The organism is Providencia sp. NPDC089933, assembly GCF_049545585.1.
GTDB lineage: Bacteria > Pseudomonadota > Gammaproteobacteria > Enterobacterales > Enterobacteriaceae > Providencia > Providencia huashanensis.
Genome location: NZ_JBMWDT010000004.1, coordinates 237553 through 262874 on the forward strand (window position 1 = coordinate 237553; position 25322 = coordinate 262874).

Annotated in this window: 42 protein-coding genes; 16 read left to right on the forward strand and 26 right to left on the reverse strand. The window is 42.2% G+C overall.

Annotated elements, in window-relative coordinates; genetic code table 11:
* Window positions 1–3 precede the first annotated feature (3 nt).
* The 26 genes from ACPEH5_RS08290 to ACPEH5_RS08415 all read right to left on the reverse strand — a co-directional run bounded on the left by ACPEH5_RS08290 (window position 4) and on the right by ACPEH5_RS08415 (window position 18431).
* Complete coding sequence (locus ACPEH5_RS08290) at window positions 4–549, reverse strand: phage neck terminator protein (RefSeq protein WP_105881002.1); 546 nt, start codon at window positions 547–549, stop codon at window positions 4–6.
* Window positions 542–928, reverse strand: coding sequence for a hypothetical protein (locus ACPEH5_RS08295; protein ID WP_048606723.1), 387 nt, complete (start codon window positions 926–928; stop codon window positions 542–544). The genes ACPEH5_RS08290 and ACPEH5_RS08295 overlap by 8 nt, the downstream gene beginning before the upstream one ends.
* Window positions 928–1437, reverse strand: coding sequence for a hypothetical protein (locus ACPEH5_RS08300; RefSeq protein WP_048606721.1), 510 nt, complete (start codon window positions 1435–1437; stop codon window positions 928–930). Before ACPEH5_RS08300 ends, ACPEH5_RS08295 begins: the two co-directional genes overlap by 1 nt.
* Window positions 1434–1844, reverse strand: a complete 411-nt coding sequence (locus tag ACPEH5_RS08305; RefSeq protein WP_105881000.1) for a DUF4054 domain-containing protein — start codon at window positions 1842–1844, stop codon at window positions 1434–1436. The genes ACPEH5_RS08300 and ACPEH5_RS08305 overlap by 4 nt, the downstream gene beginning before the upstream one ends.
* Entirely contained in the window at window positions 1813–2187 is a 375-nt protein-coding gene (locus tag ACPEH5_RS08310; RefSeq protein WP_281110501.1) for an STY1053 family phage-associated protein, read from the reverse strand. The genes ACPEH5_RS08305 and ACPEH5_RS08310 overlap by 32 nt, the downstream gene beginning before the upstream one ends.
* A gap of 39 nt (window positions 2188–2226) precedes the next feature.
* On the reverse strand, window positions 2227–3174 hold the full coding sequence (locus ACPEH5_RS08315; RefSeq protein ID WP_226693600.1) for a DUF2184 domain-containing protein: 948 nt from the start codon (window positions 3172–3174) through the stop codon (window positions 2227–2229).
* A gap of 10 nt (window positions 3175–3184) precedes the next feature.
* The gene (locus ACPEH5_RS08320) at window positions 3185–3688 is read right to left on the reverse strand and encodes a structural cement protein Gp24 (RefSeq protein WP_070926278.1); all 504 of its coding nucleotides are present in this window, start codon (window positions 3686–3688) and stop codon (window positions 3185–3187) included.
* A gap of 10 nt (window positions 3689–3698) precedes the next feature.
* On the reverse strand, window positions 3699–4967 hold the full coding sequence (locus ACPEH5_RS08325) for a DUF2213 domain-containing protein (RefSeq protein ID WP_281110506.1): 1269 nt from the start codon (window positions 4965–4967) through the stop codon (window positions 3699–3701).
* Between the two features lie 50 nt (window positions 4968–5017).
* A complete protein-coding gene (locus ACPEH5_RS08330) occupies window positions 5018–5566 on the reverse strand; it encodes a phage minor head protein (protein ID WP_192575046.1) in 549 nt (182 codons plus the stop codon).
* Between the two features lie 67 nt (window positions 5567–5633).
* On the reverse strand, window positions 5634–7091 hold the full coding sequence (locus ACPEH5_RS08335) for a DUF1073 domain-containing protein (RefSeq protein ID WP_281110508.1): 1458 nt from the start codon (window positions 7089–7091) through the stop codon (window positions 5634–5636).
* A 216-nt stretch (window positions 7092–7307) separates the two neighbouring features.
* Window positions 7308–8570 (reverse strand): PBSX family phage terminase large subunit, encoded by a 1263-nt coding sequence (locus tag ACPEH5_RS08340; protein ID WP_281110633.1) that lies wholly within the window; start codon window positions 8568–8570, stop codon window positions 7308–7310.
* Window positions 8571–8617: 47 nt separating this feature from the next.
* Window positions 8618–9355, reverse strand: a complete 738-nt coding sequence (locus tag ACPEH5_RS08345; protein ID WP_281110510.1) for a terminase small subunit — start codon at window positions 9353–9355, stop codon at window positions 8618–8620.
* Between the two features lie 75 nt (window positions 9356–9430).
* Window positions 9431–9832, reverse strand: coding sequence for a hypothetical protein (locus ACPEH5_RS08350; protein ID WP_281110512.1), 402 nt, complete (start codon window positions 9830–9832; stop codon window positions 9431–9433).
* Window positions 9833–10097: 265 nt separating this feature from the next.
* Complete coding sequence (locus ACPEH5_RS08355) at window positions 10098–10586, reverse strand: hypothetical protein (protein ID WP_423727027.1); 489 nt, start codon at window positions 10584–10586, stop codon at window positions 10098–10100.
* A 19-nt stretch (window positions 10587–10605) separates the two neighbouring features.
* Entirely contained in the window at window positions 10606–10788 is a 183-nt protein-coding gene (locus ACPEH5_RS08360) for a hypothetical protein (RefSeq protein ID WP_004918818.1), read from the reverse strand.
* A complete protein-coding gene (locus ACPEH5_RS08365) occupies window positions 10770–11240 on the reverse strand; it encodes a lysozyme (RefSeq protein ID WP_281110520.1) in 471 nt (156 codons plus the stop codon). The genes ACPEH5_RS08360 and ACPEH5_RS08365 overlap by 19 nt, the downstream gene beginning before the upstream one ends.
* The gene (locus ACPEH5_RS08370; RefSeq protein ID WP_004912034.1) at window positions 11240–11509 is read right to left on the reverse strand and encodes an HP1 family phage holin; all 270 of its coding nucleotides are present in this window, start codon (window positions 11507–11509) and stop codon (window positions 11240–11242) included. Before ACPEH5_RS08370 ends, ACPEH5_RS08365 begins: the two co-directional genes overlap by 1 nt.
* Before the next feature lie 38 nt (window positions 11510–11547).
* The gene (locus tag ACPEH5_RS08375) at window positions 11548–12597 is read right to left on the reverse strand and encodes a DNA-methyltransferase (protein WP_281110531.1); all 1050 of its coding nucleotides are present in this window, start codon (window positions 12595–12597) and stop codon (window positions 11548–11550) included.
* A gap of 142 nt (window positions 12598–12739) precedes the next feature.
* Entirely contained in the window at window positions 12740–12934 is a 195-nt protein-coding gene (locus ACPEH5_RS08380; protein WP_210814337.1) for a TrmB family transcriptional regulator, read from the reverse strand.
* 219 nt (window positions 12935–13153) lie between these two features.
* Window positions 13154–13657 (reverse strand): hypothetical protein, encoded by a 504-nt coding sequence (locus tag ACPEH5_RS08385; RefSeq protein WP_281110536.1) that lies wholly within the window; start codon window positions 13655–13657, stop codon window positions 13154–13156.
* Window positions 13658–13827: 170 nt separating this feature from the next.
* Entirely contained in the window at window positions 13828–14607 is a 780-nt protein-coding gene (locus ACPEH5_RS08390; RefSeq protein WP_281110538.1) for an antitermination protein, read from the reverse strand.
* 14 nt (window positions 14608–14621) lie between these two features.
* Window positions 14622–15161: a DUF968 domain-containing protein gene (locus tag ACPEH5_RS08395; RefSeq protein WP_281110540.1), complete on the reverse strand. Its 540-nt coding sequence runs from the start codon at window positions 15159–15161 to the stop codon at window positions 14622–14624.
* On the reverse strand, window positions 15158–16141 hold the full coding sequence (locus ACPEH5_RS08400; protein ID WP_281110542.1) for a DUF7146 domain-containing protein: 984 nt from the start codon (window positions 16139–16141) through the stop codon (window positions 15158–15160). Before ACPEH5_RS08400 ends, ACPEH5_RS08395 begins: the two co-directional genes overlap by 4 nt.
* Window positions 16138–17703, reverse strand: coding sequence for a DEAD/DEAH box helicase (locus ACPEH5_RS08405; protein WP_281110544.1), 1566 nt, complete (start codon window positions 17701–17703; stop codon window positions 16138–16140). The genes ACPEH5_RS08400 and ACPEH5_RS08405 overlap by 4 nt, the downstream gene beginning before the upstream one ends.
* Window positions 17704–17962: 259 nt before the next feature.
* Window positions 17963–18241 carry a hypothetical protein gene (locus ACPEH5_RS08410; protein ID WP_281110546.1) on the reverse strand — a complete coding sequence of 93 codons (279 nt, stop codon included), beginning with the start codon at window positions 18239–18241 and terminating at the stop codon, window positions 17963–17965.
* On the reverse strand, window positions 18210–18431 hold the full coding sequence (locus tag ACPEH5_RS08415) for a hypothetical protein (RefSeq protein WP_272691133.1): 222 nt from the start codon (window positions 18429–18431) through the stop codon (window positions 18210–18212). Before ACPEH5_RS08415 ends, ACPEH5_RS08410 begins: the two co-directional genes overlap by 32 nt.
* 108 nt (window positions 18432–18539) lie before the next feature.
* On the opposite strand from ACPEH5_RS08415, the gene ACPEH5_RS08420 reads away from it, so the two are divergent.
* The 16 genes from ACPEH5_RS08420 to ACPEH5_RS08495 all read left to right on the forward strand — a co-directional run bounded on the left by ACPEH5_RS08420 (window position 18540) and on the right by ACPEH5_RS08495 (window position 25299).
* Window positions 18540–19310, forward strand: coding sequence for a helix-turn-helix domain-containing protein (locus ACPEH5_RS08420; protein WP_272691132.1), 771 nt, complete (start codon window positions 18540–18542; stop codon window positions 19308–19310).
* A gap of 136 nt (window positions 19311–19446) precedes the next feature.
* Window positions 19447–19911: a helix-turn-helix domain-containing protein gene (locus ACPEH5_RS08425; RefSeq protein ID WP_281110551.1), complete on the forward strand. Its 465-nt coding sequence runs from the start codon at window positions 19447–19449 to the stop codon at window positions 19909–19911.
* 3 nt (window positions 19912–19914) lie between these two features.
* Window positions 19915–20130, forward strand: a complete 216-nt coding sequence (locus ACPEH5_RS08430; RefSeq protein ID WP_272519482.1) for a host cell division inhibitor Icd-like protein — start codon at window positions 19915–19917, stop codon at window positions 20128–20130.
* A gap of 362 nt (window positions 20131–20492) precedes the next feature.
* A complete protein-coding gene (locus tag ACPEH5_RS08435) occupies window positions 20493–20741 on the forward strand; it encodes a hypothetical protein (RefSeq protein ID WP_272519480.1) in 249 nt (82 codons plus the stop codon).
* Between the two features lie 2 nt (window positions 20742–20743).
* The gene (locus tag ACPEH5_RS08440) at window positions 20744–20938 is read left to right on the forward strand and encodes a hypothetical protein (protein WP_281110557.1); all 195 of its coding nucleotides are present in this window, start codon (window positions 20744–20746) and stop codon (window positions 20936–20938) included.
* Complete coding sequence (locus ACPEH5_RS08445) at window positions 20931–21167, forward strand: hypothetical protein (protein WP_272519478.1); 237 nt, start codon at window positions 20931–20933, stop codon at window positions 21165–21167. The genes ACPEH5_RS08440 and ACPEH5_RS08445 overlap by 8 nt, the downstream gene beginning before the upstream one ends.
* A 2-nt stretch (window positions 21168–21169) precedes the next feature.
* Entirely contained in the window at window positions 21170–21421 is a 252-nt protein-coding gene (locus ACPEH5_RS08450; protein WP_226693621.1) for a hypothetical protein, read from the forward strand.
* Window positions 21422–21425: 4 nt separating this feature from the next.
* Window positions 21426–21836: a hypothetical protein gene (locus tag ACPEH5_RS08455; RefSeq protein ID WP_272519477.1), complete on the forward strand. Its 411-nt coding sequence runs from the start codon at window positions 21426–21428 to the stop codon at window positions 21834–21836.
* Between the two features lie 74 nt (window positions 21837–21910).
* On the forward strand, window positions 21911–22261 hold the full coding sequence (locus tag ACPEH5_RS08460) for a hypothetical protein (RefSeq protein ID WP_281110560.1): 351 nt from the start codon (window positions 21911–21913) through the stop codon (window positions 22259–22261).
* Window positions 22248–22457, forward strand: coding sequence for a hypothetical protein (locus tag ACPEH5_RS08465; RefSeq protein WP_230494543.1), 210 nt, complete (start codon window positions 22248–22250; stop codon window positions 22455–22457). The genes ACPEH5_RS08460 and ACPEH5_RS08465 overlap by 14 nt, the downstream gene beginning before the upstream one ends.
* Window positions 22454–23152 carry a Rha family transcriptional regulator gene (locus tag ACPEH5_RS08470; RefSeq protein ID WP_272519476.1) on the forward strand — a complete coding sequence of 233 codons (699 nt, stop codon included), beginning with the start codon at window positions 22454–22456 and terminating at the stop codon, window positions 23150–23152. The genes ACPEH5_RS08465 and ACPEH5_RS08470 overlap by 4 nt, the downstream gene beginning before the upstream one ends.
* Window positions 23152–23760: a hypothetical protein gene (locus tag ACPEH5_RS08475; protein ID WP_281110565.1), complete on the forward strand. Its 609-nt coding sequence runs from the start codon at window positions 23152–23154 to the stop codon at window positions 23758–23760. The genes ACPEH5_RS08470 and ACPEH5_RS08475 overlap by 1 nt, the downstream gene beginning before the upstream one ends.
* The gene (locus tag ACPEH5_RS08480) at window positions 23760–23987 is read left to right on the forward strand and encodes a hypothetical protein (RefSeq protein ID WP_281110566.1); all 228 of its coding nucleotides are present in this window, start codon (window positions 23760–23762) and stop codon (window positions 23985–23987) included. The genes ACPEH5_RS08475 and ACPEH5_RS08480 overlap by 1 nt, the downstream gene beginning before the upstream one ends.
* Window positions 23984–24229: a hypothetical protein gene (locus ACPEH5_RS08485; RefSeq protein WP_281110568.1), complete on the forward strand. Its 246-nt coding sequence runs from the start codon at window positions 23984–23986 to the stop codon at window positions 24227–24229. Before ACPEH5_RS08480 ends, ACPEH5_RS08485 begins: the two co-directional genes overlap by 4 nt.
* Window positions 24219–24995, forward strand: coding sequence for a hypothetical protein (locus ACPEH5_RS08490; protein ID WP_281110570.1), 777 nt, complete (start codon window positions 24219–24221; stop codon window positions 24993–24995). Before ACPEH5_RS08485 ends, ACPEH5_RS08490 begins: the two co-directional genes overlap by 11 nt.
* Window positions 24982–25299: a hypothetical protein gene (locus tag ACPEH5_RS08495; protein WP_281110572.1), complete on the forward strand. Its 318-nt coding sequence runs from the start codon at window positions 24982–24984 to the stop codon at window positions 25297–25299. The genes ACPEH5_RS08490 and ACPEH5_RS08495 overlap by 14 nt, the downstream gene beginning before the upstream one ends.
* Window positions 25300–25322 lie beyond the last annotated feature (23 nt).

Consider the following 25322-nt stretch of genomic DNA (forward strand, 5'->3'; position numbering starts at 1 on the left):
AGATTATTCTCCAAAGAATTTAACGGGGGCGTCTACGATTGTTTTAATGCCGTACTCACGAACGACTTTGCGGCGTAATGTCACGGTAATGTCGTAACGCCTTACCCATTGATTGTTGATAAGCTCAGGGGCGGGTCGGATCCGACCGCAGTCGATATAAGAAAGGTTAACCCGAGATAGTTCCGCGTTATTCTGACTAACAAACAAACCATCACGAAACTGAGTGGCTATGCGTTGCCCTTGCGGGCCATAAAAGCAGCATAAGATTTGCATGCTTTCATGTGACCATTGTTCATGATGGTGTTCGGAAAGCTGGACAGCAGCAGGACTATGTTCATTATCAAAATCCATAATCCCAAATGCACACCAGTTTGTACCTGCAGCAGGTATTTTGGGTTGCGTTTCTGTCCATCGTGGCAGCACCATTTTTGCCGGAAGCCCTGAAACCGCTCTTATCCATCGACTGATTTGACGTTCCAGTTCTTCATCGTAATCGGGCATTGCCCCTACCGGAGTTAAATATCCAGATGAAGTGCTGTCGTTACTCAATAGGCTGCCCTCCGTCAAACTCCATCAATTCGCAATGGGCCTGAACAAATCCAGCCCCGTAAGCTGTATAGGGATCAACAAATGTAACGCGATACTTTCGCCCTTGATACGTGACGATATCGGCGTCAACACTTTGATAACCTTGAGTTAGACGAAACTGAGTGACAATTAAGATTGCACCACCAATGGCTTGCCCTGCTTCCATCCGTTTTGCTTCGAGAGAACGGTCAACGGTCACAACACCAGCAAAGGGTAGGTTTTGCGTGCTATTTTTGGTGAATCCATCATCATCAGTTACCTGAGTGCTTCGATGGCAAACCAGCGACATATCGACAAAATCAGGATCTAACAAAATTTCGCTAACATCGAGTAAAGGCATTATTCCCCCTTATTTCTGACAAGGTAGGTGATGGATTTAAGTAAGCTACTGGTGTCATAGAGTGGCTTTTCACCATCCATCCCTTTAGCTCTACGTTTCTGTAGCGTTGCTTCTGAAAGTGGCTCAAGGCGATCACCATCACTGATAACTTTTTTAGCTGCATTCGAGGCAACCATACCGGCTCGTTCTAATTCCCGTTGGGCTGCTTCAAATTTGCCTGTTATGGCATAATCCGCAGCGGCAACTAAATGGCTGGAAGTGATATCTCGTGTATCTTCGATCCCCATATCGAGAAAGGGGCGTGGCGGCAATGTCACCGTTTCACCACCGATACTGATTGTTGCCCCCGTTGACTGTAGATAGCCCAGTTCAGCATTATTGAGGTATTCACCATCGTCACGCTGTGCTTTGTTAGCGGGAATACCCACCAACACATCCATGTTTGATAGCTTTTTAATTGCCGTCAAAATGGCATCCGCATTATCCCGAGTTATCTTTACGCCACTCATAGTAATTGCCTTCCACCAGCACCGAACATTGACCACCACCAATAGAACTCTCGACCGTAACCCGTGTTATTCCAAAACCCAGCATCAGGGTTAACTGTGCCGGAAGTGTCATAACCCACAGAAACTTTATCAATCGACTTAGATGAGACAACACCGCCGCCTGAACTATTCACCCCACCGCCCATAGCAGAGACTGCCAGTGAGCGCCCTTTTAACTCCATGTAATGAGCCGTGAACAGTTCGGATAGATAAACAAACTGGTCACCATGCTTATCTTGGTCAAGCAAAGTATCAGCAAGTCCTAAGTAAAAACTGATTGAGGTATCGGGATATTTAGCGGTATCGGTGAATTCAGGGAAGTCAGTGCGGAATTTATCAACTGTCGGCAGAAGACTGTTTCTTGCCATCCGCAGCCCCCTGTTTTTTATCTGTTTTGGTTTCCACTGTAGGTGCCGCTTTCAGAGAGGTAATTTCATCCGACTGACTCGCGATGAGATCGTCTTTTTCTTTCAGTGTGGCTTTCAAGGCTATGATTTCATCTTCAAGCGATTTAATCTTTACACCCATGTTTTTGCTTTCTTCTTCTTTTTGTAGCTCAGACTCATCAAGAGGTTTCGCATACGCTGAAAACGCCCAGTGTTCTGTCACTTGCTTAGAAAATTCAGCGCTATCATGAATGCCTTCAAGCAAATCAAAATGAGTGCCGTCAGGAAAGCTTAATTTAGCACCTTTGGTAACGATATATTTCATCGTGTAACTCCAATAAAAGGGCGGGTTTCCCCGCCAGCATTAAGCGGCAGGAATATCCAAATAAGAGATGGTATTTGAATAAGGCGTTTCCACTTGACCTAATTTACCGTAGTAAACAGTCAACTGTTGCATACCGCGATACTCAAGTGGCGTATTCAGCAATGGAACCATTGGGAAGCGGACATACTTCTCGTCTTGGGTATACGCAACAATGCGATGAGCGCCACCAGCACCACGCTTAGAAGCAAACTTCATCGAAACGATTTCTAATGGCTCACCGTTTTCTTGGAATGCAATTGTGTTAATTTTCACGTATTCCAAGACAGAGATATTCCCTGCTGAAGAGACTTTTTTACTCGCCAGCAAACCGAAAAGCTCAGGCGCTAAACCAATTTTACCCGGACAAACCGCATAACCAGAACGCACCCACGCATCAGTCAGAACTAAGTTAATGTCCTGCACAATCACATCAGGGTCTGTAGTCGCTGTCCACGGCGCAGCAGCGGCAACAGGTGACACGCTTGGCAAATTGAGTAAGCCTGGTACTCCCAGCTCAGAATCACCAATATACACTTGCTCATCAGTGTCCATTTGCCATTTCAGCTTCATACCTTCATATTTCTGGGTATCGATAGGACGCCCTAATTTCTGAGCAGAAGCCAACTCTAAAACTGTCCAGCCCACTTCCTGCGCCCACGGCGTCAAGTTGTTACGGGTTGGATCAATGCTTAGTTCAATACCAGCAATCGCGGTACCTTTTTTACCCATCCAGTTTTTACCGTTAGGATTTGGACCACCGACACTAGCAAAATCAGTATTCGTAAATGAAGACACTTCATCTGCAATCGAGATATCGCTGCGCAATGGCATATCTCGCGTCCATTTTACTGACGTTAATGGTAAGTTTAACGTCTGATCCATCCGCTCTAATTCGCCAACTAAAAATACACCGGCTGAGTCGATGGTTGCTCTATCAACTGTAAACATTCAATACCCCTTAGATGTTGTAAGCAATTTCAATGCGACCGTCAGCTTCACCCGGCCCCATAATTTCAGCATTAGGTAGCTGAGGTGTGTTTTCTGCTGTTGCATCAGCTTTTAAAACAAACGAACCAATCGGACTTGCTTCAGTGCCACCAGCAACACGAATAAACACCGGATCGCCTTTTTTCGCATTCAGCGCATTTCCGCCTGTCGCTTTAACGCAGATATAACCTCGCTTGAGATTGTCAGCCACTTGGTTAGCTGTAATGCCTAAATGTGCTAAGTCCGTTAATGACGTGATTGGGTAAGGGCGAACTAAAATACCTTTCACTTTATCTGCCGTGTCGCCTTCTTGGAGTGGTACAAATTTGTCTGAATCGTATTTGCCCACCAGCCCATAGCCTAAGAATGGCTTTTTATTGTCCAGTGTAACGGCTTCTACCGTCGATTCACGAGGACGAGTAATACCCCCGACAATGCCGATTGGCATACGAGTTAAATATGCATTTCCTGCCATGTGATTACCTTTACTTGTTTTTCTTCCAGAAATCAGCGTTAAGTTTGTTAATTTCCGCTGGGGTCATGTGTTTAGTGCGGGTTGCTCCATCAGTGGTAGAAACACCCTGATTGATAGGCGCAATATGATTTTTGGCTTTATTCAGGGCTGCTGCCGCAGTAAATACCGCATCAACCGTTACTTTAGGCGCTTTGTTAAAATCAGTAATACCAAACGCTCGGAGGCTATCACCTGTGCGCATAGCATGATCAAGAACTTGGCGCTTGATCCCTTTATCACCAGTAGGCTTAAAGCCCGGACAAATGATTTCAGCATCAGCAATCAGGCTTCGGCGATAAGCCGCATCACCCGTTACCTTTTTGTCTTCTTCCTCGTCATCATCTCCTGTTTTAGTATCATCATCTGGGTCTGTATCGGTCGTTTTGCCTTCTAGCTTCTCTAAACGCGATAAGATAGCCTTTGCCCACTCGGGGATTTCATTATCACCGGTCTGATTTTCAGGCTTATCTTTATCCTCATCGGTTGTGGTGCGCTCACTGACAGGTAATGCGGTTGATTGTGAAGGTGTATTCATATTGATAGTGACACCCGGAATAGAATTCATGCCCTCAGATGGCATATCCGGCGCTTCGTCGATAAGTTGCTGTAATGCAGCCTCATCTTTCGTTTTGATTGCGATACCCAATTTTTTAAGCCATGACATTACAGGCCTCTCCTTCTTTTTGGTTGGGGCTGAATCCCCGATAGAACAACGAGCACCCGCCCGGCCTTTTTCAAGTCCAACAGCCAAGTGATTGCCCGTGATTTGATATTGTTTCCCTTTGCCCGGTGATAGCTGCTTGTATTGCGCATCATAGCCACAACTGACCTCAATCAGCCCCGCATTGATAGCGTCAATAGCTTCTTGCCGTTTAACCAACACATCCGCAATGAGTAGGTCTGATTTATCACCTTCCCCTCTGCGAACATTTTGAATATGGCCATGCGCTAATTCGGCAAAATTAGAGGGGTTAACAAAAACGATATTGCCGTCTTTATCTTCTGGATGCCTTAATGTGACTGCGACACCTTCAAATGAAGCCATTGTTTCTTCTGAAAACACTTCATCTTCAGTTCGATACACCGTCACCGTTCCACTAGCATCAGGCTCTAATTCGATTTCTTCGGGTAAGTAGACCTGTGAGCCAGTACGCGCAATGGGAACGTTTTTACATAGCAATGAGCCATCAGGCTGGAGATATCGCGTTTCCCCCAGCTTAGTGACAAAAAAGTATTTCATGCTTTACCTGCCAAATTGCAGACAATAAAAAAGCCGCACTAGGCGACCTGTTAGAATCTGGCTTTCGGTACATGTACCTCTGACCAGCATTTACAGTTAGGTAGGCATCCCGCATGCCCTGTCATGCCGTCTAGCGTAGGTGGGTTATGCCAATAAACGAATTTATCACGCATTTTCTTGTGTGACGGTCTAGTGCCTGCGCCCTCTATTCGCCACCAATACCCCTCCGAGCCAATTGATAATGCCCTCGCTTGAGTAAGTGCGCCTGTAGCTCGCCCTATTTCAGTTCTGGCGATGAGCTTCGCTCTGCTGGATGCTACGCTGCCCGTTTCCATGATCATCTGATACAGCGCATCAGGGCGCTCACCGTTGATAACCGCTTGAATTGCTCGTGATTGAATATCTTGAACACGTTCAGCGGCTTCGATCGGGATTGATTTCATTAACTGAATTTGTCGATAGACAATATCTTGAGCCACTTGACCGACTGGCGTATTACCAACCACATCACGCAACCCCTCAGATATTTGCTCTGATACAGAACGCCACTGCCCCCACTCTTCGCGCTCAACTTGTGAGAACATTTTATGGGCCACCAGCGTAGACCATTCATCCAACATGTGAGAATAATCAACTAGGTTGCTAGTGATGATCCCCGTGCTATGCTCAGAACCATCGTAAGAGCCAGTGACGATTTGGTTTATTTGGCTCACTATCGCCTGTAGGCTTTGTTGATATTGGATCTCCGAACGACGGCGCAGTGCCGGTTTCAAATTCATCCGTCTCCCACTGGGCTTTCGCATCTTCAATATCCTTGTCTGTGATTGAACCACCAATACCTATCACATCAGAAATGTTCCGCAGGTCATTCATGGCGACATGAATAGGGATAATCTGTCGGTCTACCAATGAACCCAATGCCGTAGCGATATTGTTTGCCATTGTCGCTCGGTCTGCATCTGACATATCCCAAAGCTTATTAAACTCAAAGGTCAGGTCTTCCGGTAATTCTTCGCCAAATAATGAACGCCAAGAAATATCCATCAACCAACGAATATGCCGCCTTAAATGTCGCTCTTGTAGTGAGTTGATACGGCTGTAATAGTTTTCTAAGTCACCGTCACCCGTACTGAACCCCGAGGGAGATTGACCAAACAAACGTACAAGTGGAATGCCAGTAGCACCTGATACCTGTTCAGCGAAGCGCAATATGACATCGGCAATGCCTGAAAAAGAATAACTATGAGTGGCGAATTCATCGTCTGAATCCATCAGCGTCATACCCTCAATAGTTTGAAATTCTCGGATCATATCTAAATGCCGCATTAATCCTTTTTCTAAATCACCACCGGTTGCCAGTATCTGCCTTAAACCTTTGATGCTGTAGGTTCTAAGGTGTGCTTTATGAATAAGCTGAGTTGTTCCTGCACTAGCGGTATCAAAACCTTGTATTCGCTCAAAAATACGCTCTACAACCGACATTCCCCAACCATTCTCAGTCAGTGCTTGCTGATAGGGTAACTTGTCACCTTCCATTCGTATTACGCGGGAATAATGTATTTCCCAACCTTGCGCCTTATTATTTCCAGCTATTACTCTGTAAAACTTCGGCTTTCCAAAATGCGGACCATACTCTGTCACTAAATCATCATAGGTTGGGTCTAACTGCCAGCGGTCAAGGCACATAACGCCCTTAAACTGCCCCTTATCCACTGTTTCTAGGTTTAGCTCTGTTGAAATATCTTGTCCATCGATAAGGACAACAAGAATTGCGCCACCATAAAGACGAGACCATTTTAACGTATCGTTTAATCCATCCCAGATAGCTGCGTTATCCCAGAAATTCTCAATCTTACCCTTTTGCGTTGGCTTGAGCCTTGAGCTAATACTGACGCCTTTTCGGGTCATATCATCTGCAATAGCGTCAACACCCGCGCCAACTAAGAACGATGAACGATAAGCGAATTCAAGCATGGTTCGGTGACGGGTAATGTAACCGGGAACATAAGTGCCGCCCGTTTGAATGTTCTGTGTTTCTGGGCCAATTTTGGCTTGGAAGTTATTGTACCCGTCAGCTGTTTTAACGGGCTTTTTTGCGCCGTTTCGGCGTTGCTTACGAGACATTAAAACCTCATGATAATTTATTAAAAAGGAGGGTTATTTAACATAATGGTGCTTATGTGTACCGCGACTTTCCAACTCAATTAAAATGTCACCTATAACGGGCAAAAGTAGATATTTTCTCACTCTAAATCGCCCGTTATATTGTTATTGATTTGTTAATGAAAACCAGAAATCAATTTCGACGCCATTTCAATCTGAAAGCGCCATTTCTAGCAATTAAGTCTGTTTACCCAAGGAAGCCCAAACACCCAGATCACCTTCGCTTGTAATGTAACCATCAAGGGAGTAACGAACCGCATCCCAGCAGTGGTTATGCTTATCTTGCACTACAGGTAAAATCTCACCCGTCATTCTGTCTACTTTATAAGAATACAGTCGGGCTTCTTCTAACATGTGCTTGCATCGAGGATGGATAATGATTTCCTCAAAGCCTTTAAGATATGCGATACCATCTTCAACACTACCTGGCCATTTAGTTGCGCCATCAATAACAAAGCCTTGGCGAGATAAATAACTTATTGTCTCTGGTCGGCTGTTATCTGCATGAATAGGCCACTTCCTTGATTGCGGTATACCAGGATATTTCTTTTCGTCGCCCTCTTTCCACTGTGTAAGCTGTTCAGCAGTTGCCCCATCCTTACCAGCGTAGAACTTCCATAATTCATCAAGCTCAACGCCTACTCCGTATGCCTCATATTCGATATAAAGTTTGCGCCCTATAATGAAACAACGAATTAATGTACTGGGGTCATTGGCAAAGCCGAAGTCACCACCGAAAAAGAGGCGATCTGCCTGTTGCCACAAATCATCAGGGAACATTTCTTCTCGATACTTACCAGAGAAGATAACCGCCTCACTAATTGCCCGAGGCAGCCCTAACCAAATATGCTCATAAGCTTCATAATCAACGCGCTTGCAATACTCCATTTCATGGCGAAGTACATCAGGGAAAAAAGCATTATCGCTGTAATTAACACGAAAAATAATAACGCCACCGTCAGGCGGGTCAGCTTCGTGTCGCTTCATTAACTGGTAGGTTGGATCCGTTTCTTCGCGTGGGTTAAACGACACCCACACCTCAGATTTATTAGCTCGAACAGTAGGGCCTAAAATATCCCAACTATCTTGTGATACTGTTTGCGCTTCTTCTACCCAACAAACACGAATGCCATGCATCGACTTAATGCTGTTGATATTGTTGCGCAGACCTTTGAATGTAAATCGAGTCCCGTTCAGCCCTTCAATTTCATTATTTTTCACTTTGTAGAAGTGAGATAAACCAAGGCTGTATATTTCAGACTCTAACAATGCCAATACAGAATCATTAATAGAGTTTTGGAACTCACGAGCACAAAGTATCGTCATTGACTCATTAGCACCCAACAATACAAGCGCTCGGGCAATCTCTACGGATTTACCACCACCGCGCCCGCCATAAGTCCAGCGCCAACGAACTGAACCTACCGGCTTATCGTACAGAACCGAGGGAACCCAATCGCTACTAAACGAATAAAGAACGCCATCAATTATTGTTGGGTGATCTGCTTTCCCTCTCGTAGTTTCTCCATGTGCGCATCCCAAACTTCAGGAGGGCATGTCGCTGGAGTAACGATACAAACCTTTCCATAGCTTAACCCGGCTAAATCAACGTTCACCTCTGTTTTATTGGTGCTCATTTCAATACCGGTTAGCTGTGCGGCGTTTTTTATGTTTGGTGCTACCTGACCAAACTTTTTATCTTCAAGGGCATCCTTGGCTGCTTTGAATGAAAGGTCAGCCAAATCTTTAGCATTGAACGTGACAAGTAACGCCGCTTCTTGGCGCAACTCTCTAATTCGTCGACGAACATCAGGACGCTTTAATAATATTGGGGCTTGAGTGTCTGCTCGCGTTGGTGAGTATCCTGCGCAAATTGCAGCATCTTTCTGCGTCATCCCTTGCGCAATATTCTGTGCAAAGCTTTCGTGCTGAGGCTTTAATATCCCCGCGGTTTCCGTCGCTTCATTCTGCGAATTATCTGAATGTTCGTTTTGAGTAGCATTAGTGCTAGGTGTACTTTGCTCAGTTTTGCTAATTCTTTTATTCGCAGTTTCATTCGCACTTTTTTTTTGCGAATTCGCACTACCGTTCGCAATCTTAATGTAGCGTTTAGCAGTCGAGTATTTTAACCCTTGTTCTTCACACCACTCTTTAGGGGATATTCCTGATTTAGCATGTTCGGTGAGGAACTGTTGCTGTAGCGTCCCCCAATCCGGTTTAGCCATCGTGTTTATCTCCAATATAAATCTCTATCAACGCCACTCTATGAATGACGTTTGTAGAAAGTTATTCAATGAATACTAATACGTTAATTCAGACTCAACTGAAATCATGTCTGCTGCATACTTTAGTGCTAATTCACGAGCCTCTCTTGCTGTCTTATCATTTAATGGCTTACCTAACAGCTCATGGTTAACTCGTTCAATAATAGACTCAATGTCCTTATCGGTAGGTGTACAGAAAAGCAGTCTAATGTTGTGCGGATTTTGTTTTCTCTCCACCACTACACTTATTCCCCGAATAGAAACATCCGCTCCAAACTCGCACTTCAACGCAAAAGAAAGGTTGTGCTTAAATTCTGCTGAATCAACTTGCTTCTTAGTAAAACCAAATTCTTTACCATATGTGCGACGCTCAAGACGGGTTTCGCCATCGCCTATCGGCTTAACAAAAACAACCATGACCTCAACTGGATTATCCATACTCACATCCTCATAGTTAATAAGAAAACCTACTCATGAAAATAAGCTTTTTGATTGACTACCATGAATTAAAGCGGTCTCTCCCGCGGTCACGTCATTTCTTCTACCCACAGCAAACGTTACTGTGATATGCCCGACAAATAACCAAAACGGTGGTATTCATTGTTTTTGATTCTCAGTGTGCGCTCACTACATAAGGAAGATAGGTCATAGCTAACACATGAGACGGCGACAATGCGGCGCGTTCCTCATCATGGGGATTAGGTTAATTAGCCTGTGGTTTTTTCTTTGCTTGTTCTATGGCGTCAAGTTGTGTATTCGCTTTATCGATGGTTTTCAATAAAGGATCTATCCACTCGATAGCCTGACAATATGTTAATTTTCTGGCGGTAATGGCACCAACACCTGCTGCGTCAATACGCTCGGGATTTCCATACAAGGTGCTGGCTCGTAAACGGTATGTGTAGTTGAGCAGCCCATCAGTAACAAGCTGAGGCACAACAAGATCACAAGTAGGCTCTTTCTTGAGAATGGTTCGGTATTCAATGACTTTCTCCTGCGATTTCGCTTCAGATAGAAGCCCATTGCGGTATGCAGTACTGGTTAGCTGATTGATGCGGTTGAACTCAAATGATTGACTGGCAATTATCTTACTTTGATTTGTATTGTCCTTTTGTAGTCTCTCATTCTCTTTTTCAAGTAGTTTGTTGTTATCGTGAACAGTAACAACCCACCAGCCTAGACCAACAACCATAATGAATAACCAGAATGATTTATCGAATTTCATAATTCACCTGCCTACCCTTGTAGTGATCGATAGCTTTTTGACAACGCTTTTCTAAACTGGCTTTATCAATACCGCATGTGTTATCTGTCATACGGTAAGCACCGAAAGCAATTATTGATATCGCAAGCAGCATAAAGAAAATTACAGCCACTATAGGTTTCCATGACATATAGCTGCCTCCGCTTCTCGACGGTTTACAAGTCCACGCCATACCTTACCACCAGCATAAACCCACTTTTTTAGTTCTTCACAGGCACCATATTGGTCACCTGCATTTAGCTTTTTAAGCATTGTCGACTTAGCGAATGCGCCGGTACCAACATTAAAAGCAAATGAATAAAGCGCGGCTTTTGTATGCTCATCAACAGGGACTTTAACTAGGCGGTCTACCTGTAATTTGGTTCTCATAAAATCCAGCTCTAACAGCTCATTGCATTCTTCTTTGGTATAAGTTTTATTGGGAATAATATCTTTCCCTGTGTGCCCATAGCAGACCGTCAGTACACCAATAACATCCTCGTAGGGCTCATATCTAACCCCCTCATAATGCGCAATCACGGCTAAACCGATAGCCGAAGCCCCTGCACCAACAAGCACAGTTAGTTTTTGTTTGAGTGACATTAGATATCCTTTGGTGCTTTCGCCATAAGTTCAGCGGCTTTTCGTGCAGTAGCTGAGGGGTTTTGTGGGTCAGTCTTATTGACCAAATCTTCAAATAAACGAGTTCGCTTTCGTTGTTCCCGCCTATTCATGAAGAAAGTCGCCAAGCCTAGGATGATGCTGAACGCCATCCCGATAATAAAACCCCATTCATAAAGCGATAAGCTTGCAAAGAATGCTGTAAGCCCAGCACTACCGTAGGCTGCGTTGCTATATTTATCCATACGCATGATTTCACCCCCTACGGAGTGCCCGAGTTAATTAAAAATTAGAAACAGGAGGTTTTACTTATCTCCGTTTTGGTCTGCTCAAATCTGTCGGTTTCTAGTTCAACTCCTATAACTCGACGATTGAGTTTTAATGCTGCTTTTATTGTGGCGCCAGAACCCATGAAGAAATCAGCAACAACATCACCCTCTCGGCTACTACTATTAATAATGTGTTCCATCATTGCTGAAGGTTTTTCACATGGATGTTTGCCGGGGTAATATTGAACGGGTGGATATACCCATACATCTGTATAAGGAACATCTACTGTCACAGTAAACGGACGCCTTAATAGTTGGTATTGCTGAGATAACTCATGATATTCACGATTTAGTAGCTTTTGTTCACTAACTAAATCAGCGTGCTGGCGGCTTAATGGATTGTCGCTGAACTGTTTTACTGCTACTTGGTTAAATAGCTCTTGTAGCTTCAAATAGTCTGATTCGTTTGGTAATTGCCATTGGCTGTAGCTGAACCAATGAGACGCCATTTGCTTTCCAGTGGCCTGATGTATTTCCTTAGCTGTTATGCCTAATGAGTCTCTTGCCTGCTTAAAATATTCAATCAATGGCCTCAGGGTGTTTTCTTTCAATTCTCTGCGTCGCTGAAGATAACCACTGCTTTTTCCCTTGTAAGGGCTTTGATAGTGTTCAGCAAACAAGATGCGTTCAGTTGCAGGGAAATAACTTCTCAGGCTTTCTTTATTTTGTCGTCGCCATGGTCCCGATGGTTTAGCCCAAATAATGTGGTTAAGCACATCGAACCGCTCACGCACTAATAATTCCGTATCAGCCGCCAGCTTTGAACCACAAAACATATATAAGCTACCGTTTGGCTTCAGAACACGCCAAAATTCCGCAAGCATTTCATCAAGCCACGATAAATATGCAGTGACGTTTTCCCACTGATTATCCCAATTACATGACTTAACCTGAAAATAAGGTGGGTCAGTTGCAATTAGGTCAATACTATTATCGGGAAGTGTCTTTATGTAGCTGAGTGAGTCATCATTGACTAAATTAATACTGTTTAAATTCACAGTGTTTTTCATAGATCATGGAAACCTTTTTTGATAAGCTTCACTTGCTTTGTGCACATAAGCAGTGGGCTTTAGTTTGTCCGTGATCCGTATCTAACGGGCGAATGGCTGGTAAGGTGCTACCAACACCCACCAGCCGCCCATTTTCACAGTGCTAGATATTTTGATATGTACTTTCTTTGATGTTTTCTTTGATTAATCCAGCCATTGCCAGTTGTGTCAGTATTAATCGGCAGCATGAATCGGTTAGATTACTAAGCCATGCGATTTCACCTACTGTGGCTGGTTCATCTGTAACTGCATTAAATACAAGTCTTGCCTTTTCTGTCATATCACACTGTTTTAACATGATATTTTTAAACCTCTGGTCAGTTATTGTGCATAACTACACATGTAACTCTGACCAAACGTAACAGCAAGTCTTATGTTTGTTTTAGGCACAAAAAAGCCCCGCTGATTTAGCGAGGCCTTGAATTGGTTTAATGCGACTAGGTATAGAATGTCCATTATTAGAAGATAATAAGCCAATTTTATGCAAAATGCAATTGCTGAATAGAAAGGTTTGGCTTTATTCTAATTCCTTGTTTATCACATCGTATTTTTTACATATATCTTCTTTTAGTTTAATCGCATTCCCCTTTATTCCATTATACAAGTTTTTTGCGTAATGAAAGTATTCCTCTGTCTCATAAGGAGAATAATTATCCTGCGCATCGGAAAGCTTCTTTTTTATTTCAATCAAGTTAACTGAAATAGCTCTAATCCTGACAGCAAAGCTAATGTCTATCAAACTAAAATCGATATCTTTGTTTATACTAAATACAGGCGTATCTTTTACATTGATATAAGAACAATCCTCGCCTGGTCGCTGGTGTATTTGAGAACTCATATATCTATCACAAGAACGAATAAACGACGATAACTCCACTATTATATCAATGACTAAGTTATGTTCAGCTGCTTTTCTTTTTTGTCGCTCTATTCTTCCTGAGATCCAAAGCATAATAAACTGGCCAATAATTGCTATGAATGCACCTAACGCTGTATTTGCCAAACCAACCCAAATATCCATACCTGTCCCTCGCAATAAATTTAAGATTTATATTAATCATTAACAGGAATAACATCTACACCTTAAAAATATGCTTGACAGATTGCTAATTTAGTTCGATTTTTACACAAAAATATAACTAATAGTTACATTGAATGTTAATGGCCTAAGAGCATCACCTCTTATTATGTTTATTTGGTTACTTTTCTAAATGCTTGTTCAGCCGCACTTTCTTCAATAAAGCATTTGCTAGCCAGCTTTTCATAGAATGGCTTCCAGTTGCGTGACCATGATGATTGGGTTAAGTCAGGCACTAGATGCCTTATTGCAGCGTATGCGGTTGAAGATGGTACACGCTTAAATCCGCGCCCTGCACAGCGATCACACAGTTTAAATACAGGAACACCCTGCAGCTTAGTTTGTGCTTCATCTAATACCTTACCTCTCCCTTTGCAGCGACAACGGTTAGTTAGCTGACCTTTTCCGTTACAGTCCTGACATAGCTCACCAACTAGCTCCTCTCTGATATTTGGATCAATAATCGTTTCGCCTTCAAAAGTGGTGATACCGGGATGTTTGACAACATCTTTCATTTTGTAGATCAATCCTTTCCCACTACATGCTGAACACTGGCAAACCGAACCCGCAGAACGGGCATAATCTTCAAATGCCATCTTGGCCAGAATAATTAAGCAATAACCCAACTTTTTACCTGCAGCTTTAGCCACCAGCTTTGGTGTATTTTTTTTAGCATATTGGGTCAAGGCTTCTACCGTAGAAAACTTATCCTCTTTACTGACATCATTTTTCGCCAAAAAAGCCGCCATACCGAATTCAGCTTGTGATTCAGTCATGCCTACAGCCGCCATAATATCGGTACCTGTTAAACGGTCTGGGGATGTGCAGCCAGCTACATTGCCGAATGTCGGTGACTTAGGGTGAAAGTTTTTAAGTACATTTTCTAATTTCATGATATCTGCCTTTATCAACCAAAAACGCCCAGACCAATAGACCGATCTAGAAATTTAAATAACAAAATGATTTGGCTCCCATGCTCCCGTTCCCACCCATTTGGATCTTTATGTAACTCGCTGTGGTGAATGCGACACAATGGAATAGTGAACAAGTCATGGGCTTTAGTGCCTGTTCCACCCTGTCCGTAACCGATTAAATGGTGAGCGTCATCTGCTGTGGCACCACAAACACAACACGGCTGTGATTTAACCCACTGAAGGTATTCGTCGCTTGTCCAGCGTTTAAACTTTGGCTTTAGCATTAGGCTTGCTGGTGGCTCGGGATCGATGGTTAAATTTAATACAGGTTTTGATATCTGTTCACCGTTTGGCATTTCGCTGACGTGTTCGCCAGAAAGAGAAATAAGGCCCGATGGTTGATGCTTTAATTCATCGGGTAATGTCGTGATCAGCATCCTGCTATTAAACAAATTTAAGCTTGCTCCTGGTCTAAACATGACAACCCTAATTTCAGGAATAATGATAGGGGTTAATATCCACTGATTATTCATGCTGCTTTCCTGTTTTTATGCTCAAACGTTAACTCTCTGACTTCACATGAGCCGACCAATACATCATTAAAATCACCCGCGTCAGGCCAACGTACACTAACTAACTCAACATCGTTATTGGCCATTAAGTTTCGATTTGCACACTCAAACGCAGCTGCATGACCTGTTGCGCTCCAGTCTGTATCAGCGAAAACAATCAGGTGCTTAACACCTTTTGGTGCAATAAATTTAGCCATGTGATTAGCATTCATGGTTGACCATGTATTGACGTGATAAATCTGCTTGCATGAAAGGGCTGTTTCTATCCCCTCAGCGATGCCTAATGTTGATGCAACGGGAAACATACGGATCGCAACCGATTCGGCATAATCGAGATAGTTTTCGTCCTGCAATGAATTCATTTTTTTTACTGTAGGAACAGGGGCTTTCTTTGAGCCATTTAAATATGTTCTGTGTAAATAACAGGCTTTACCCTTGCTATCGGTTGCTATAGCCCACATAGCTTGAAAATGCTGAACTTTACCTGATTGCTTAACAGGCTGGTTTTCACAAAACCGAACATGATCTGCAGGTAATGAAAATATCCCACGCTCCTGTAAATACTGGGCTGCTGAGGTGTTTTTTAAACTAGGCATAGCAGAGAAACAGGAAATTAACCTTTTCTGATAATCTGCTTTTGCATTAACTACCGGTTGCTTAGGGGCTTCTTTTTCTCTGACATTACCGATTAGTTGGTCGACTTCATCCGCTAACGTTTTAAAGTCTTTTCCCTGCGTACGCTCTAATAATTGAAAGCCTGTGCCGGCACTACATTTGCAAATGTAAGTACCGCGCCCGTCTTTATCATCGATTCGAAACTTGCCCTTCTGCTCGCAAATAGGACATTTGCCTTTAAAGTGCCTTTTCCCTGTGATTTGGGGTAAGCCGTAATGAGCAAATATTTTTGCCCATTGCCCCTGTGCTGCATCAATAGTATTCACAGTAGCGCCTCTTGCTGTGGTTGAGATTTCAATTTGGTTCTAATTTGGTCAATGTGTGCCGCTGATTTTTGTCGGGCTTTCACATATTTAATTTGTTTGTGCTTGATGTAGTTACTAACCTCGGGGGTCAGCTCTTGCGGGTTGTTGTGTAGCCCTTTTGGGTAGCAACCAAATTTCTCTTTGAAGGTGTTAGCGACCCAACCATCACTCAATGGTTTTTTCTCAATGGCCCTAACGTTTTGATAGAATTTGAGTTGAGAATAAAAACTCTGTTTATCTTGCTGAGTATAAGTTTTTGGTTTTTTACTCATTTTTGAAATGTTGCGTGACGTGTCTACTTCAACGTCTTCACCCGCTAGTGGCTTAAAGCCACATTTAGGGCAAGCATATACCCCAGCAGGTTTCATGTAGTGACAAGACGTACATTCTTTCGGTGTTTTCTCCGTTTTTACATTTTCACGAAAACTACTTGAGTCCTCCATTCCGTTGTTTTTGCTAGGTAGCTCGTCATATTCAATATCATCAGGAAACCCCAAACGATGAACCGAGCCCGAGTGATCGAAAATAAGACACCTATCTTTACCCGGAGCTTTTCGCAATCCACGCCCAAGACACTGAACCCAACGAATTTCTGATTTAGTCGGGCGTGCATAAATGATGCATCGAACATCACTATCAAACCCCGCAACGAGCGTGCCGACATTAACAATGATCTTAGTTGCACCCTGCTCGAAACGGTGAATGATGACACTTCGTTCATCGTAAGGTGTTTCTGCCGTGATAACTTCAGCATTCACGCCTGCACGATTAAAGGCAACCGTCACGAAATTGGCATGACTAACCGTTACACAAAAACAAATCGTCGGTAGGTTTTCACCGTTAACCAGCCAGTTATCAACAAGATCACCAACAAGGTCAGCGCCTGACATGATTTCGGCAATTTCATCTTCCTTGTAATCCGTGCCGAACTCACGACTACGGGAGGATTTAACATTTGATAAATCAGGCTTAGTCGGTGCATAAAATTCATATTTGCTGAGGTCACCACGCTGAATGAGTTCTTTCATCGTCGTTGGCTTGATTAATGTTTCGTAATATTTCCCCAGAAATGGCGAGAATGGCGTTCCAGATAATCCAATCACTTTAATTTCAGTGTCTTGAATAAATTCTAAAATTTTCTTACGGCGTAAGTGGGCTTCATCGATGATCAGTAAATCAATGTTGTCAGGAAATTCACGACGAATTAACGTATCAGCAGAAGCAACCTGAATGAGTTTTGTTGGGTCATAGTTGGGGTGATCTGCCCAGACAAAGCCAATCTCTTCCATTGGAAGACCGTATTCCTGAAAACGGTTAGCAGTTTGGGCGATTAAAGTGATATAGGGCGCACAGAACATTACCCGCATTCCGCGCTGAAGATGACCATCTGTAATGAATGCAGCAAGCCCTGTTTTACCGCTTCCCGTTGGGCTATAAATCATAAATGTGCGATTTTGCTTCCAGCTCTGACGCAACATAGCTAAACCGCGTTCCTGTGCAAAATTTGGTGTAATGTTTAACATCCGTTCCTCACTTGAATAATTTACCCTGCCAAGGTCGAAGCCTTTGGAAGATTTGTCATTTAGCCATCTAAACGGCTGGTGGGTTTTATAACCCCTATAGAGATCTATATTTAAGATCTAACTCCTTCCTTGGCAGTGCCTTCCCTAACACCCCTTTCAAAGATCACCCCCCTTACCCCCCTAGAAAGTTTTCCCCTCTTCCCCAGAAAACAGTCTAGACGGCTAAACGTCTTAACCCCTGAATACTCCCTTAATGAAATTACTGACCAACCAACAACGGCGCTGAGGTATAACCTTGCATTGCCTTCGAATAACGTCTCACGTACTGCCTTAGCCTTGAGTTCGCTTCATGTCTCGCTTTGTTAACCTTGCGATATGAAACAGGCTCTAACTCCCAATGCTCCTGATATACCTCTGAATAAGCCACCAGCGCCCTATTTCTGGCGCTTGGTGACAGTTGCAATAACATTTCCTGAATCCACTTAGCGTCATCAGGAAAATAATGCTTAGGCATCGGTATGTTGTGTGTCTGGTGCATTTATTAACCGTTCATGTGTATATGGGATGTTTGGATCGTAGTGACACAAGATCGCTACATCCTCAGGAACTCCACGCCATTTCCACTTACCAACACCTTGACTGCCGCGAGCTTTGCCCTTTAAAGGAAATGCCTTACCAATCGCAGCATTTGTTTTATAAATGCCTTTTAATGTTTCATATAAACTCATTAAAGCACCTCAATGTAACTATAGTATCATTTAAATTTATCAGATAGAATCCAAAGTATCAAATTTTAATGCTACTTTAGTATCAATCAAAATTATAGGGGTTATAGCATGAACACTCTGGCCGAAAGATTAATCATGACCCGCACAGAGCTAGGATTAACACAACAGGAACTAGCGGACAGGGCGGGGGTAACAAGAGTTGCAATAAGCAAAGCCGAGCAAGGGCTAACTAAAACATTCAATGGTGATACTCTATTTGATATAGCAAAGGCATTAGACGTTGACCCTTACTGGCTGCAGCTTGGTAATACCAAGGCAGAAAAAAGAAGTTTTTATGAAGCAGTTCAGCGTAAAAAAAAGCTGACAGACGCATCTGAAAAACTAGCCAAGACCACTCAGCTATCAATTCTCGATAAGGGTAGTAATGATAGCGAACTAACTGACTGCAACATAAGCCCGTACAAACAACCTGAATTCAAGTATCGATACCCCAAAATTAACTGGGTTCAAGCTGGGGCGTTCGCTCGCTGTGGTGATGACTATAACCAATTTGAGATTGAGAACTGGTACGATTCAATTAAATATGCAGGGGAGAAAGGTTACTGGCTTGAGGTTAAAGGAGACTCCATGTCATCACCTATAGGAGTAACTTTTCCTGAGGGCATGATCATTTTGGTAAATCCAGAAAAGGATCCATACACTAACGGATATGTCGTTGCTGAAATAAAAAATACTCATGAGGCAACCTTCAAAAAATTAATCTCAGAAATGGGTAAGAGCTATTTAAAACCATTAAATCCAAGCTATCCACTAATAGAAATGACCGATGATATAAATATTATTGGGGTGGTTGTTGATGCAAAATGGGATATATTTTAATTAGTTACAATATATAGCCGGGTAATTCCGGCTTTTTTTCACCCCAAATAGACACCAAAGTATCAAAAAACATTTGACACATCATGATACTATAGTTACATTGAACTCATTGAAACCAAAGTATCAGGGGAACGATATGATTAATGTAATTGATGAAGCATTAGACGGTTGCCAGAGGGCGTTATTAATTTTGAATGCCTATGAGATTCAAAAAGAATCTGGCGTGCTAACCGCCAATGATGAAGCCCTTTCAATTCGAATGATTGTTGAAAACCTAAGTGGGGCTATTGATAAACTTAAAATTTCAGAACCACGCACTGAATACATTGTATCAAAAATCGAATCCACCACCCAAACATCATTCGCCGCACGTCTGCGTTTGGCTCTTGCGCACTCTGGAATGACACAAGCCGCTTTAGCTTGGGGAATTGGAGTTTCACAGAGCACAATTAGTGCATTGGCTACTGGTCGAGTAAAAGGCGTGGGAATTGAGCGAGGAGCAGCTTTATCTGAAGCTTTAGGTGTAAATCTAAGGTGGCTCATGCGCGGTGAAGGTGAAATGCTGCCAGCTAAATTTTTAACTCATAGTGACGAGGTTTAAAAAATGCCGACTATACATTATGCGCCAAATACCAATGTACTTAAACCTGATATCCGTACAGGTCTGTTTAAGTTCTGCTTCTTTGCTGTAAAGCGTAGTGATCCACAAGCTAAAGCTGAACGCAAAGAGGTTTATGCAACGGATTTGAAATCAGCAAAATTACAACTTGTTCGTGATTATGTTTTATCGCTGGCATCACAAACACCTGTAGGAGCGTGACATGTCACACGAAATTGAATTAAGTGTCGCCGCAAAAAAAAAGCACCCAATTGAATGCGGTACTGTTCCAACTCAACAGCCAATTTGCAGGTGATCCAGTTATGGATAGTTTAATTGAATTGGCTTACGAACTATCAAACCCTGTAGCAGGTTGGTTAATTGAAGAAAATGCACAACGGGATAATGGACATGGCTAAATTAATAACGGCTGATGCTAGCCAGCTTATAGACACAATGCATCGTGTTAAAGCTTTTCTGGTCGCAGCACAATTCCTTAATAGAGACTCAAGTGAGCGTCAAATTGCGAATGAATTAATCTGTCAGGCTGAGGATGAAATAGAAAGGTGTTTAGGGGGGGGGAGATGCTTAATATTGATAAGTTTAATGCCGTCCAAGATGAAATTAATTTGCTTATTGAAGATGTACGGAAAGCAAAATTTCAAACTAGGCGAGAACGACGATTAATTGAAATAAGCACCCTACTTAATCACATTAAATTAAATGTTTTATCCAATAATGAAATTGTTGATGTGGAAAATTTACATTACTGGCTTCACGGTGTTCAAGTTATTGTCTCTCTCGAGGTCTGTGATATTGAAACAGGAAGGTAAAAATGAAAAGTAACATTGAATTAAGAGATGCTGCCAATACAAAACTAACTTATGCCAGAGCAATTATAAATACTATTTTAAACTCAGCCATTTTAGACAATGAAGATATCGAAAATACTTTAGAGGCAGCCTTGAAATTAATCGAACAAGCAAATGACAATGTAGCTCAGATAACTATCGAGGTTCCAAATGCATAATTTAATGTTACCCCCCCCTATTGAGAGCAAGCATTCTAATTTACATAAAACGGCATCATGCGCTCAAAGGTATACCAGAGAATTAAAATTAGAAATGCAGCCATTATTAAATAAGCTATTCACAGCTTACCCTAAAGAAGCGGGTAGATTTATTGGGTTGCTTAATGAAATTGATTTAATGACCAGTGCTACATTGGCAGGAATAGAGCACGCAATGAATACGGATTAATTATGAATAATGCAACTTATAATATTATTGCTTTGTGCAAGATTCAAAACAAGCCACTACCGAAATATATTAATATCCCAGAAGATTACGCTGGTGATTTAAATTGGAAGTGTAATATTTATAAACTAGTCGGTGAAAATTATCATTTAGTGGATTCATTTTTTAAATATGAAAAAGCTTCACGCGAAGCAAAAAAAATCATGGGAATATCCCCAGCAATTAAACATAGCGTCTTGTCACTTTTAAGGAAATAAAGTCATGGTTAAAGCAATTGAATTAGCAACAGGATTTGAGATTCAGGTTGTCGAGCGTCCTGTATATATTATTAATGGCGCCAAACGTGCATATCTCACTGAGCGTGCAGCTCTCAATAAACTATCTAGCATTCTGACAGAACGCGAGTTCCGCGAAGAAGGCATTGAAACAAACTATGAAGATGAAAGTGTAACCCTTGAAAACGGCACTATCGCTCACAAACGAGGTGAGCCAACTGAACATTTCATGGAGCGTAAAGAAGCTAAATATGCTGAGCTAAGCGAAAGGCTGAAAAAAGAACGCGAAATTAAACGCCTTGAAATGGAATACGAAAAAGCAAAAGATAAATGCAAAGATGCAGATATCGTAGCTAATGAAGCATATAAAAAATTAATGGCAGCTCAAAATTTATAATTAAATAACTAAATTAAATTTAAATCAGCGTCAATGCTGAGGGAATCCCTTTATCTAAAATCAGGAATAATTAAATGGAATATAAACTATTAATAGGCAAAAGGAGAATGACTTACATCAACTGTCTATTAGATTACTTTAAACATGAAGGTAAAAAGCCCCAATTTAAAGCAGTCGTTAACAATGAAGAAGTCATAATCACATTAACTAACGAAAACCTTAATAATTTCTTTCGTGATGTATATGAGGAGTTGGATTGCAAGCAGCGCTGTAAGTATTCAGACAAGAATATATACGATACTTACGCATTACTTTATACGAAATACGGAAACATAACCGAACTAGGAAAATTATTAATCGATGTAATTACAAAATATATGCCTGCTTATTTAAATGAGGAGCCGTATGTATATGACGAGATTTGACCAATTAATGAATGAAGGGAAAGAGCTAGAAGCAAAGAAATTATATCGCCGTGCTGCAGATAAATACAACCAAGCCTTTTCTATTTCAATTCCCGGCAGTTCTGATGGTTTGAGTTATCAAGAAAAGGAAAGCAAGACGGCAGCAGATAGATGTTTATCTAAGGCAAAAGTTAAAGTGACGGAGAGTTATTTATGAATGATTTAATTAGCACCAATGCATCAATGACCTCAAAAGAGATCGCTGAATTAGTTGGTAGCCGCGAAGATAGTGTTAAAAGAACTATCGAGCGCCTAATTGATAAAGGGATCATATCCAAGCCACCAATGGTGAATGGGATTAAAACGGCGAACGGGGTAACGCCACAGCACTATTTATTTTCAGGTGAAGAAGGTAAGCGCGACAGCATTATTGTAGTTGCTCAATTATCGCCTGAATTTACAGCTCGACTAGTTGACCGCTGGAAAGAACTAGAAAATGAGCGACGTAAACCTAAGTCACAAGCAGAACTTATTGCTGCCATGGCTCTTGCGAATCTTGAAAGTGAACGCCGTATATCAAGCGTAGAGCACAAAGTTGAACAGGTGCATGAAGTTGTCGAGCAAATTAAGCAAGGCACTATTCCTGCAGGCTGGATTGGTTACTCACTGGCAAAAACAAAATCAGGCATGACTATTGATAAGTGTAAGACGCTTGCCAAGCAATACAACATTCGTAAAGACCAGATAACCATTCTTACGCCAGAAGGGATGCCTAGGCCTATGGCTATCATCCATGAGGCTGACTTCATGGCAGCAATGAAACACATGATGAACGAAGCAGAAAATCGCGGTACTCGCTGGTATCACCCGAAAATGGGATTGTTTCAGGCAATTGGCTGGGAGGAAAAATAATGAAAACTAAATTACCACATATTGATGCTGACCTAATCCGCGCTGCTTTAGCTTTGATATCCGTAAATGATGACCCGCGCATACTAACAAAGGTTGTTCACATTAATAACCAGTACATAGAAGCAACTAACGGGCATGCATTGATCAGAATGAAGCATAACGCAGAGTTCGACCAGGATATTGCTGTTCAGTTTGTATATTCAGTACCTGATGAGGCTGAGTTTCTTGATATCAATAGCCATGATGATGGAAGTCACACTGTTACTTATTACCGTCAGGATCGGGATGAAGAGTTTAGACCATTTGAGAAATCAGAATTAGTTCTCATGCAAGAACACTACCCTGATTTAACTCCATTACTAACCAAAACATTTAAAGAGGGGAAAACGCCTATTTTAGTATCCCGCTATTTAGCCTTGCCTTATCTGATGTTTGGCATAGGTAGCGTTGATGTATTGCCTAGCGAAGACGATCGCTCCGTGCTGTTTGCCATGGACACCTTAACATCAGAAATGTATGGCGAGCCTATCTTAATCGCTATGGCCATGGAAAAGGATATCCACAAATTATCTCAATCCTTACGTGACCAAATAATGGAGGCTGAGTAATGAAAGTTGAATATATCGCCAGCGAAACAGGTAATACAGCCAAAGTAGCAATCCTATCTTTCATTACCGAACGCAGGAAGCTAAACCGCCTAATTGATATGGCCCTACTTCGTGCGCCGGTTCATGAATCATCAATAGGTTTCTTTTTTCGAGTAACAACGATTTACGGTAAGGCAAATCATGTATTACATGCCTATAAAGTTATTAGCAAGGAGGCAAGCAAGTGATTGAACAAGATAATACTGAACATGAAATGGTTGATTACGATGATGTGATCGTTCGGGTTACTCACTATGTGGATGACGGCTGCGATTGGACTGCTCGAATTATTCACGGGATCAGACAACGCTGTTATATCAGGATGGGTATATGCCCTCCTCTACCGCCAGCACCACAAATCGTTGCACCTAAATTAATCCCGATCACCAAAAAGAAAAAACGCGCAAGGAAGGTGAAAGATGAGCAATAACCCTTTAATTATCGATGCTCTTGAAGAAGTGGGCCCATGTGATATCGATACGCTTGCTTTGCATATGGATCAAAGCGCCCAAGTTGTTAATGCAATGATTACCAATCAAATGCGAAAAGGCGCGGTAAAACTGATTAATGGTATGTATCAACTTACTAACCAGCCAGAGCCAAAAATAAACAAGAGCCCTATTGCTTCAAAATTTTCATGTCAGGCTAGCGATGAGCGTCCTAAGATTGAAATCTTAAGAGAGGTTTTACAGCAAAGCACGCAGGCTATGACGGCTGCTGAGCTAGCTAAAGCAACTGGAGATTCGGCAAATAACATTGGTGGGCGTTTAAAAACGGATATCAAAAATGGAAATGTGGTTAGTCAGGTAAAAAACGGCTCAAGAGTTTACCGGTGGGTTGAAGCTAAAGAGGAGAAATCGCCCCTTTTGCCAAGCGTTGCTAATGACGGGAATTCCCGACATTTAAATAAGACTTATATTGAAAATAAAATGGAAAAAATCAGCCCGTTGGCGCCCGAGACTAAAGGTGAGAAAAATCACCTTATACCAGAGCAGCACACCTCCGTTTCAAACGGAACCCTGAACGTACCAAATAGTAAACAACTACGTGCTGAACTGGTAAAAATTGATGATGAGTTGATTCAGATAAACAATCGCATGGGCGAATTAACAAAAACCCGTCAATGCAAAAGTGAAATGTATGAGTTAGTCGTGAGGCTTGAGGGGTTAATGGAGGTGGGCAATGACAACGGTTGATTTTAACCTCGTCAGTATCATTAAAAACGCAGGTGGTGATCCGGGTGAAGTAACTGATGCTGTTTGGAATGCCGGCTATCAACGAATAAATTTCACCACAGAGGAAATCATTCAAATGACCACCAGCCAGATAGCCGATTGTGTTTATTATGGCGTCCCGCAAAATGTATGGCCAAAAACAGTTGAAGACCTCAGCTATGGAAACCTAAACGCCATTATCGATGATGCTATGTGGCTCGGTGTGCCCGCTGAAGTTGCGGCAATGGTTTTAAAGAATGGATATGTGAAGGGAGGTGGTAAGTGACTTCCACAACGACAAGATACATA

Coding starts and splice junctions, on each gene's coding strand:
- ACPEH5_RS08295 (WP_048606723.1), bottom strand. CDS start 928: ATGCCTTTACTCGATGTTAGCGAAATTTTGTTAGATCCTGATTTTGTC.
- ACPEH5_RS08300 (WP_048606721.1), bottom strand. CDS start 1,437: ATGAGTGGCGTAAAGATAACTCGGGATAATGCGGATGCCATTTTGACG.
- ACPEH5_RS08305 (WP_105881000.1), bottom strand. CDS start 1,844: ATGGCAAGAAACAGTCTTCTGCCGACAGTTGATAAATTCCGCACTGAC.
- ACPEH5_RS08310 (WP_281110501.1), bottom strand. CDS start 2,187: ATGAAATATATCGTTACCAAAGGTGCTAAATTAAGCTTTCCTGACGGC.
- ACPEH5_RS08315 (WP_226693600.1), bottom strand. CDS start 3,174: ATGTTTACAGTTGATAGAGCAACCATCGACTCAGCCGGTGTATTTTTA.
- ACPEH5_RS08320 (WP_070926278.1), bottom strand. CDS start 3,688: ATGGCAGGAAATGCATATTTAACTCGTATGCCAATCGGCATTGTCGGG.
- ACPEH5_RS08325 (WP_281110506.1), bottom strand. CDS start 4,967: ATGAAATACTTTTTTGTCACTAAGCTGGGGGAAACGCGATATCTCCAG.
- ACPEH5_RS08335 (WP_281110508.1), bottom strand. CDS start 7,091: ATGTCTCGTAAGCAACGCCGAAACGGCGCAAAAAAGCCCGTTAAAACA.
- ACPEH5_RS08345 (WP_281110510.1), bottom strand. CDS start 9,355: ATGGCTAAACCGGATTGGGGGACGCTACAGCAACAGTTCCTCACCGAA.
- ACPEH5_RS08350 (WP_281110512.1), bottom strand. CDS start 9,832: ATGGATAATCCAGTTGAGGTCATGGTTGTTTTTGTTAAGCCGATAGGC.
- ACPEH5_RS08355 (WP_423727027.1), bottom strand. CDS start 10,586: ATGGTTGTTGGTCTAGGCTGGTGGGTTGTTACTGTTCACGATAACAAC.
- ACPEH5_RS08360 (WP_004918818.1), bottom strand. CDS start 10,788: ATGTCATGGAAACCTATAGTGGCTGTAATTTTCTTTATGCTGCTTGCG.
- ACPEH5_RS08365 (WP_281110520.1), bottom strand. CDS start 11,240: ATGTCACTCAAACAAAAACTAACTGTGCTTGTTGGTGCAGGGGCTTCG.
- ACPEH5_RS08370 (WP_004912034.1), bottom strand. CDS start 11,509: ATGCGTATGGATAAATATAGCAACGCAGCCTACGGTAGTGCTGGGCTT.
- ACPEH5_RS08375 (WP_281110531.1), bottom strand. CDS start 12,597: ATGAAAAACACTGTGAATTTAAACAGTATTAATTTAGTCAATGATGAC.
- ACPEH5_RS08380 (WP_210814337.1), bottom strand. CDS start 12,934: ATGTTAAAACAGTGTGATATGACAGAAAAGGCAAGACTTGTATTTAAT.
- ACPEH5_RS08385 (WP_281110536.1), bottom strand. CDS start 13,657: ATGGATATTTGGGTTGGTTTGGCAAATACAGCGTTAGGTGCATTCATA.
- ACPEH5_RS08390 (WP_281110538.1), bottom strand. CDS start 14,607: ATGAAATTAGAAAATGTACTTAAAAACTTTCACCCTAAGTCACCGACA.
- ACPEH5_RS08395 (WP_281110540.1), bottom strand. CDS start 15,161: ATGAATAATCAGTGGATATTAACCCCTATCATTATTCCTGAAATTAGG.
- ACPEH5_RS08405 (WP_281110544.1), bottom strand. CDS start 17,703: ATGTTAAACATTACACCAAATTTTGCACAGGAACGCGGTTTAGCTATG.
- ACPEH5_RS08410 (WP_281110546.1), bottom strand. CDS start 18,241: ATGCACCAGACACACAACATACCGATGCCTAAGCATTATTTTCCTGAT.
- ACPEH5_RS08415 (WP_272691133.1), bottom strand. CDS start 18,431: ATGAGTTTATATGAAACATTAAAAGGCATTTATAAAACAAATGCTGCG.
- ACPEH5_RS08420 (WP_272691132.1), top strand. CDS start 18,540: ATGAACACTCTGGCCGAAAGATTAATCATGACCCGCACAGAGCTAGGA.
- ACPEH5_RS08425 (WP_281110551.1), top strand. CDS start 19,447: ATGATTAATGTAATTGATGAAGCATTAGACGGTTGCCAGAGGGCGTTA.
- ACPEH5_RS08430 (WP_272519482.1), top strand. CDS start 19,915: ATGCCGACTATACATTATGCGCCAAATACCAATGTACTTAAACCTGAT.
- ACPEH5_RS08435 (WP_272519480.1), top strand. CDS start 20,493: ATGCTTAATATTGATAAGTTTAATGCCGTCCAAGATGAAATTAATTTG.
- ACPEH5_RS08440 (WP_281110557.1), top strand. CDS start 20,744: ATGAAAAGTAACATTGAATTAAGAGATGCTGCCAATACAAAACTAACT.
- ACPEH5_RS08445 (WP_272519478.1), top strand. CDS start 20,931: ATGCATAATTTAATGTTACCCCCCCCTATTGAGAGCAAGCATTCTAAT.
- ACPEH5_RS08450 (WP_226693621.1), top strand. CDS start 21,170: ATGAATAATGCAACTTATAATATTATTGCTTTGTGCAAGATTCAAAAC.
- ACPEH5_RS08455 (WP_272519477.1), top strand. CDS start 21,426: ATGGTTAAAGCAATTGAATTAGCAACAGGATTTGAGATTCAGGTTGTC.
- ACPEH5_RS08460 (WP_281110560.1), top strand. CDS start 21,911: ATGGAATATAAACTATTAATAGGCAAAAGGAGAATGACTTACATCAAC.
- ACPEH5_RS08465 (WP_230494543.1), top strand. CDS start 22,248: ATGACGAGATTTGACCAATTAATGAATGAAGGGAAAGAGCTAGAAGCA.
- ACPEH5_RS08470 (WP_272519476.1), top strand. CDS start 22,454: ATGAATGATTTAATTAGCACCAATGCATCAATGACCTCAAAAGAGATC.
- ACPEH5_RS08475 (WP_281110565.1), top strand. CDS start 23,152: ATGAAAACTAAATTACCACATATTGATGCTGACCTAATCCGCGCTGCT.
- ACPEH5_RS08480 (WP_281110566.1), top strand. CDS start 23,760: ATGAAAGTTGAATATATCGCCAGCGAAACAGGTAATACAGCCAAAGTA.
- ACPEH5_RS08490 (WP_281110570.1), top strand. CDS start 24,219: ATGAGCAATAACCCTTTAATTATCGATGCTCTTGAAGAAGTGGGCCCA.
- ACPEH5_RS08495 (WP_281110572.1), top strand. CDS start 24,982: ATGACAACGGTTGATTTTAACCTCGTCAGTATCATTAAAAACGCAGGT.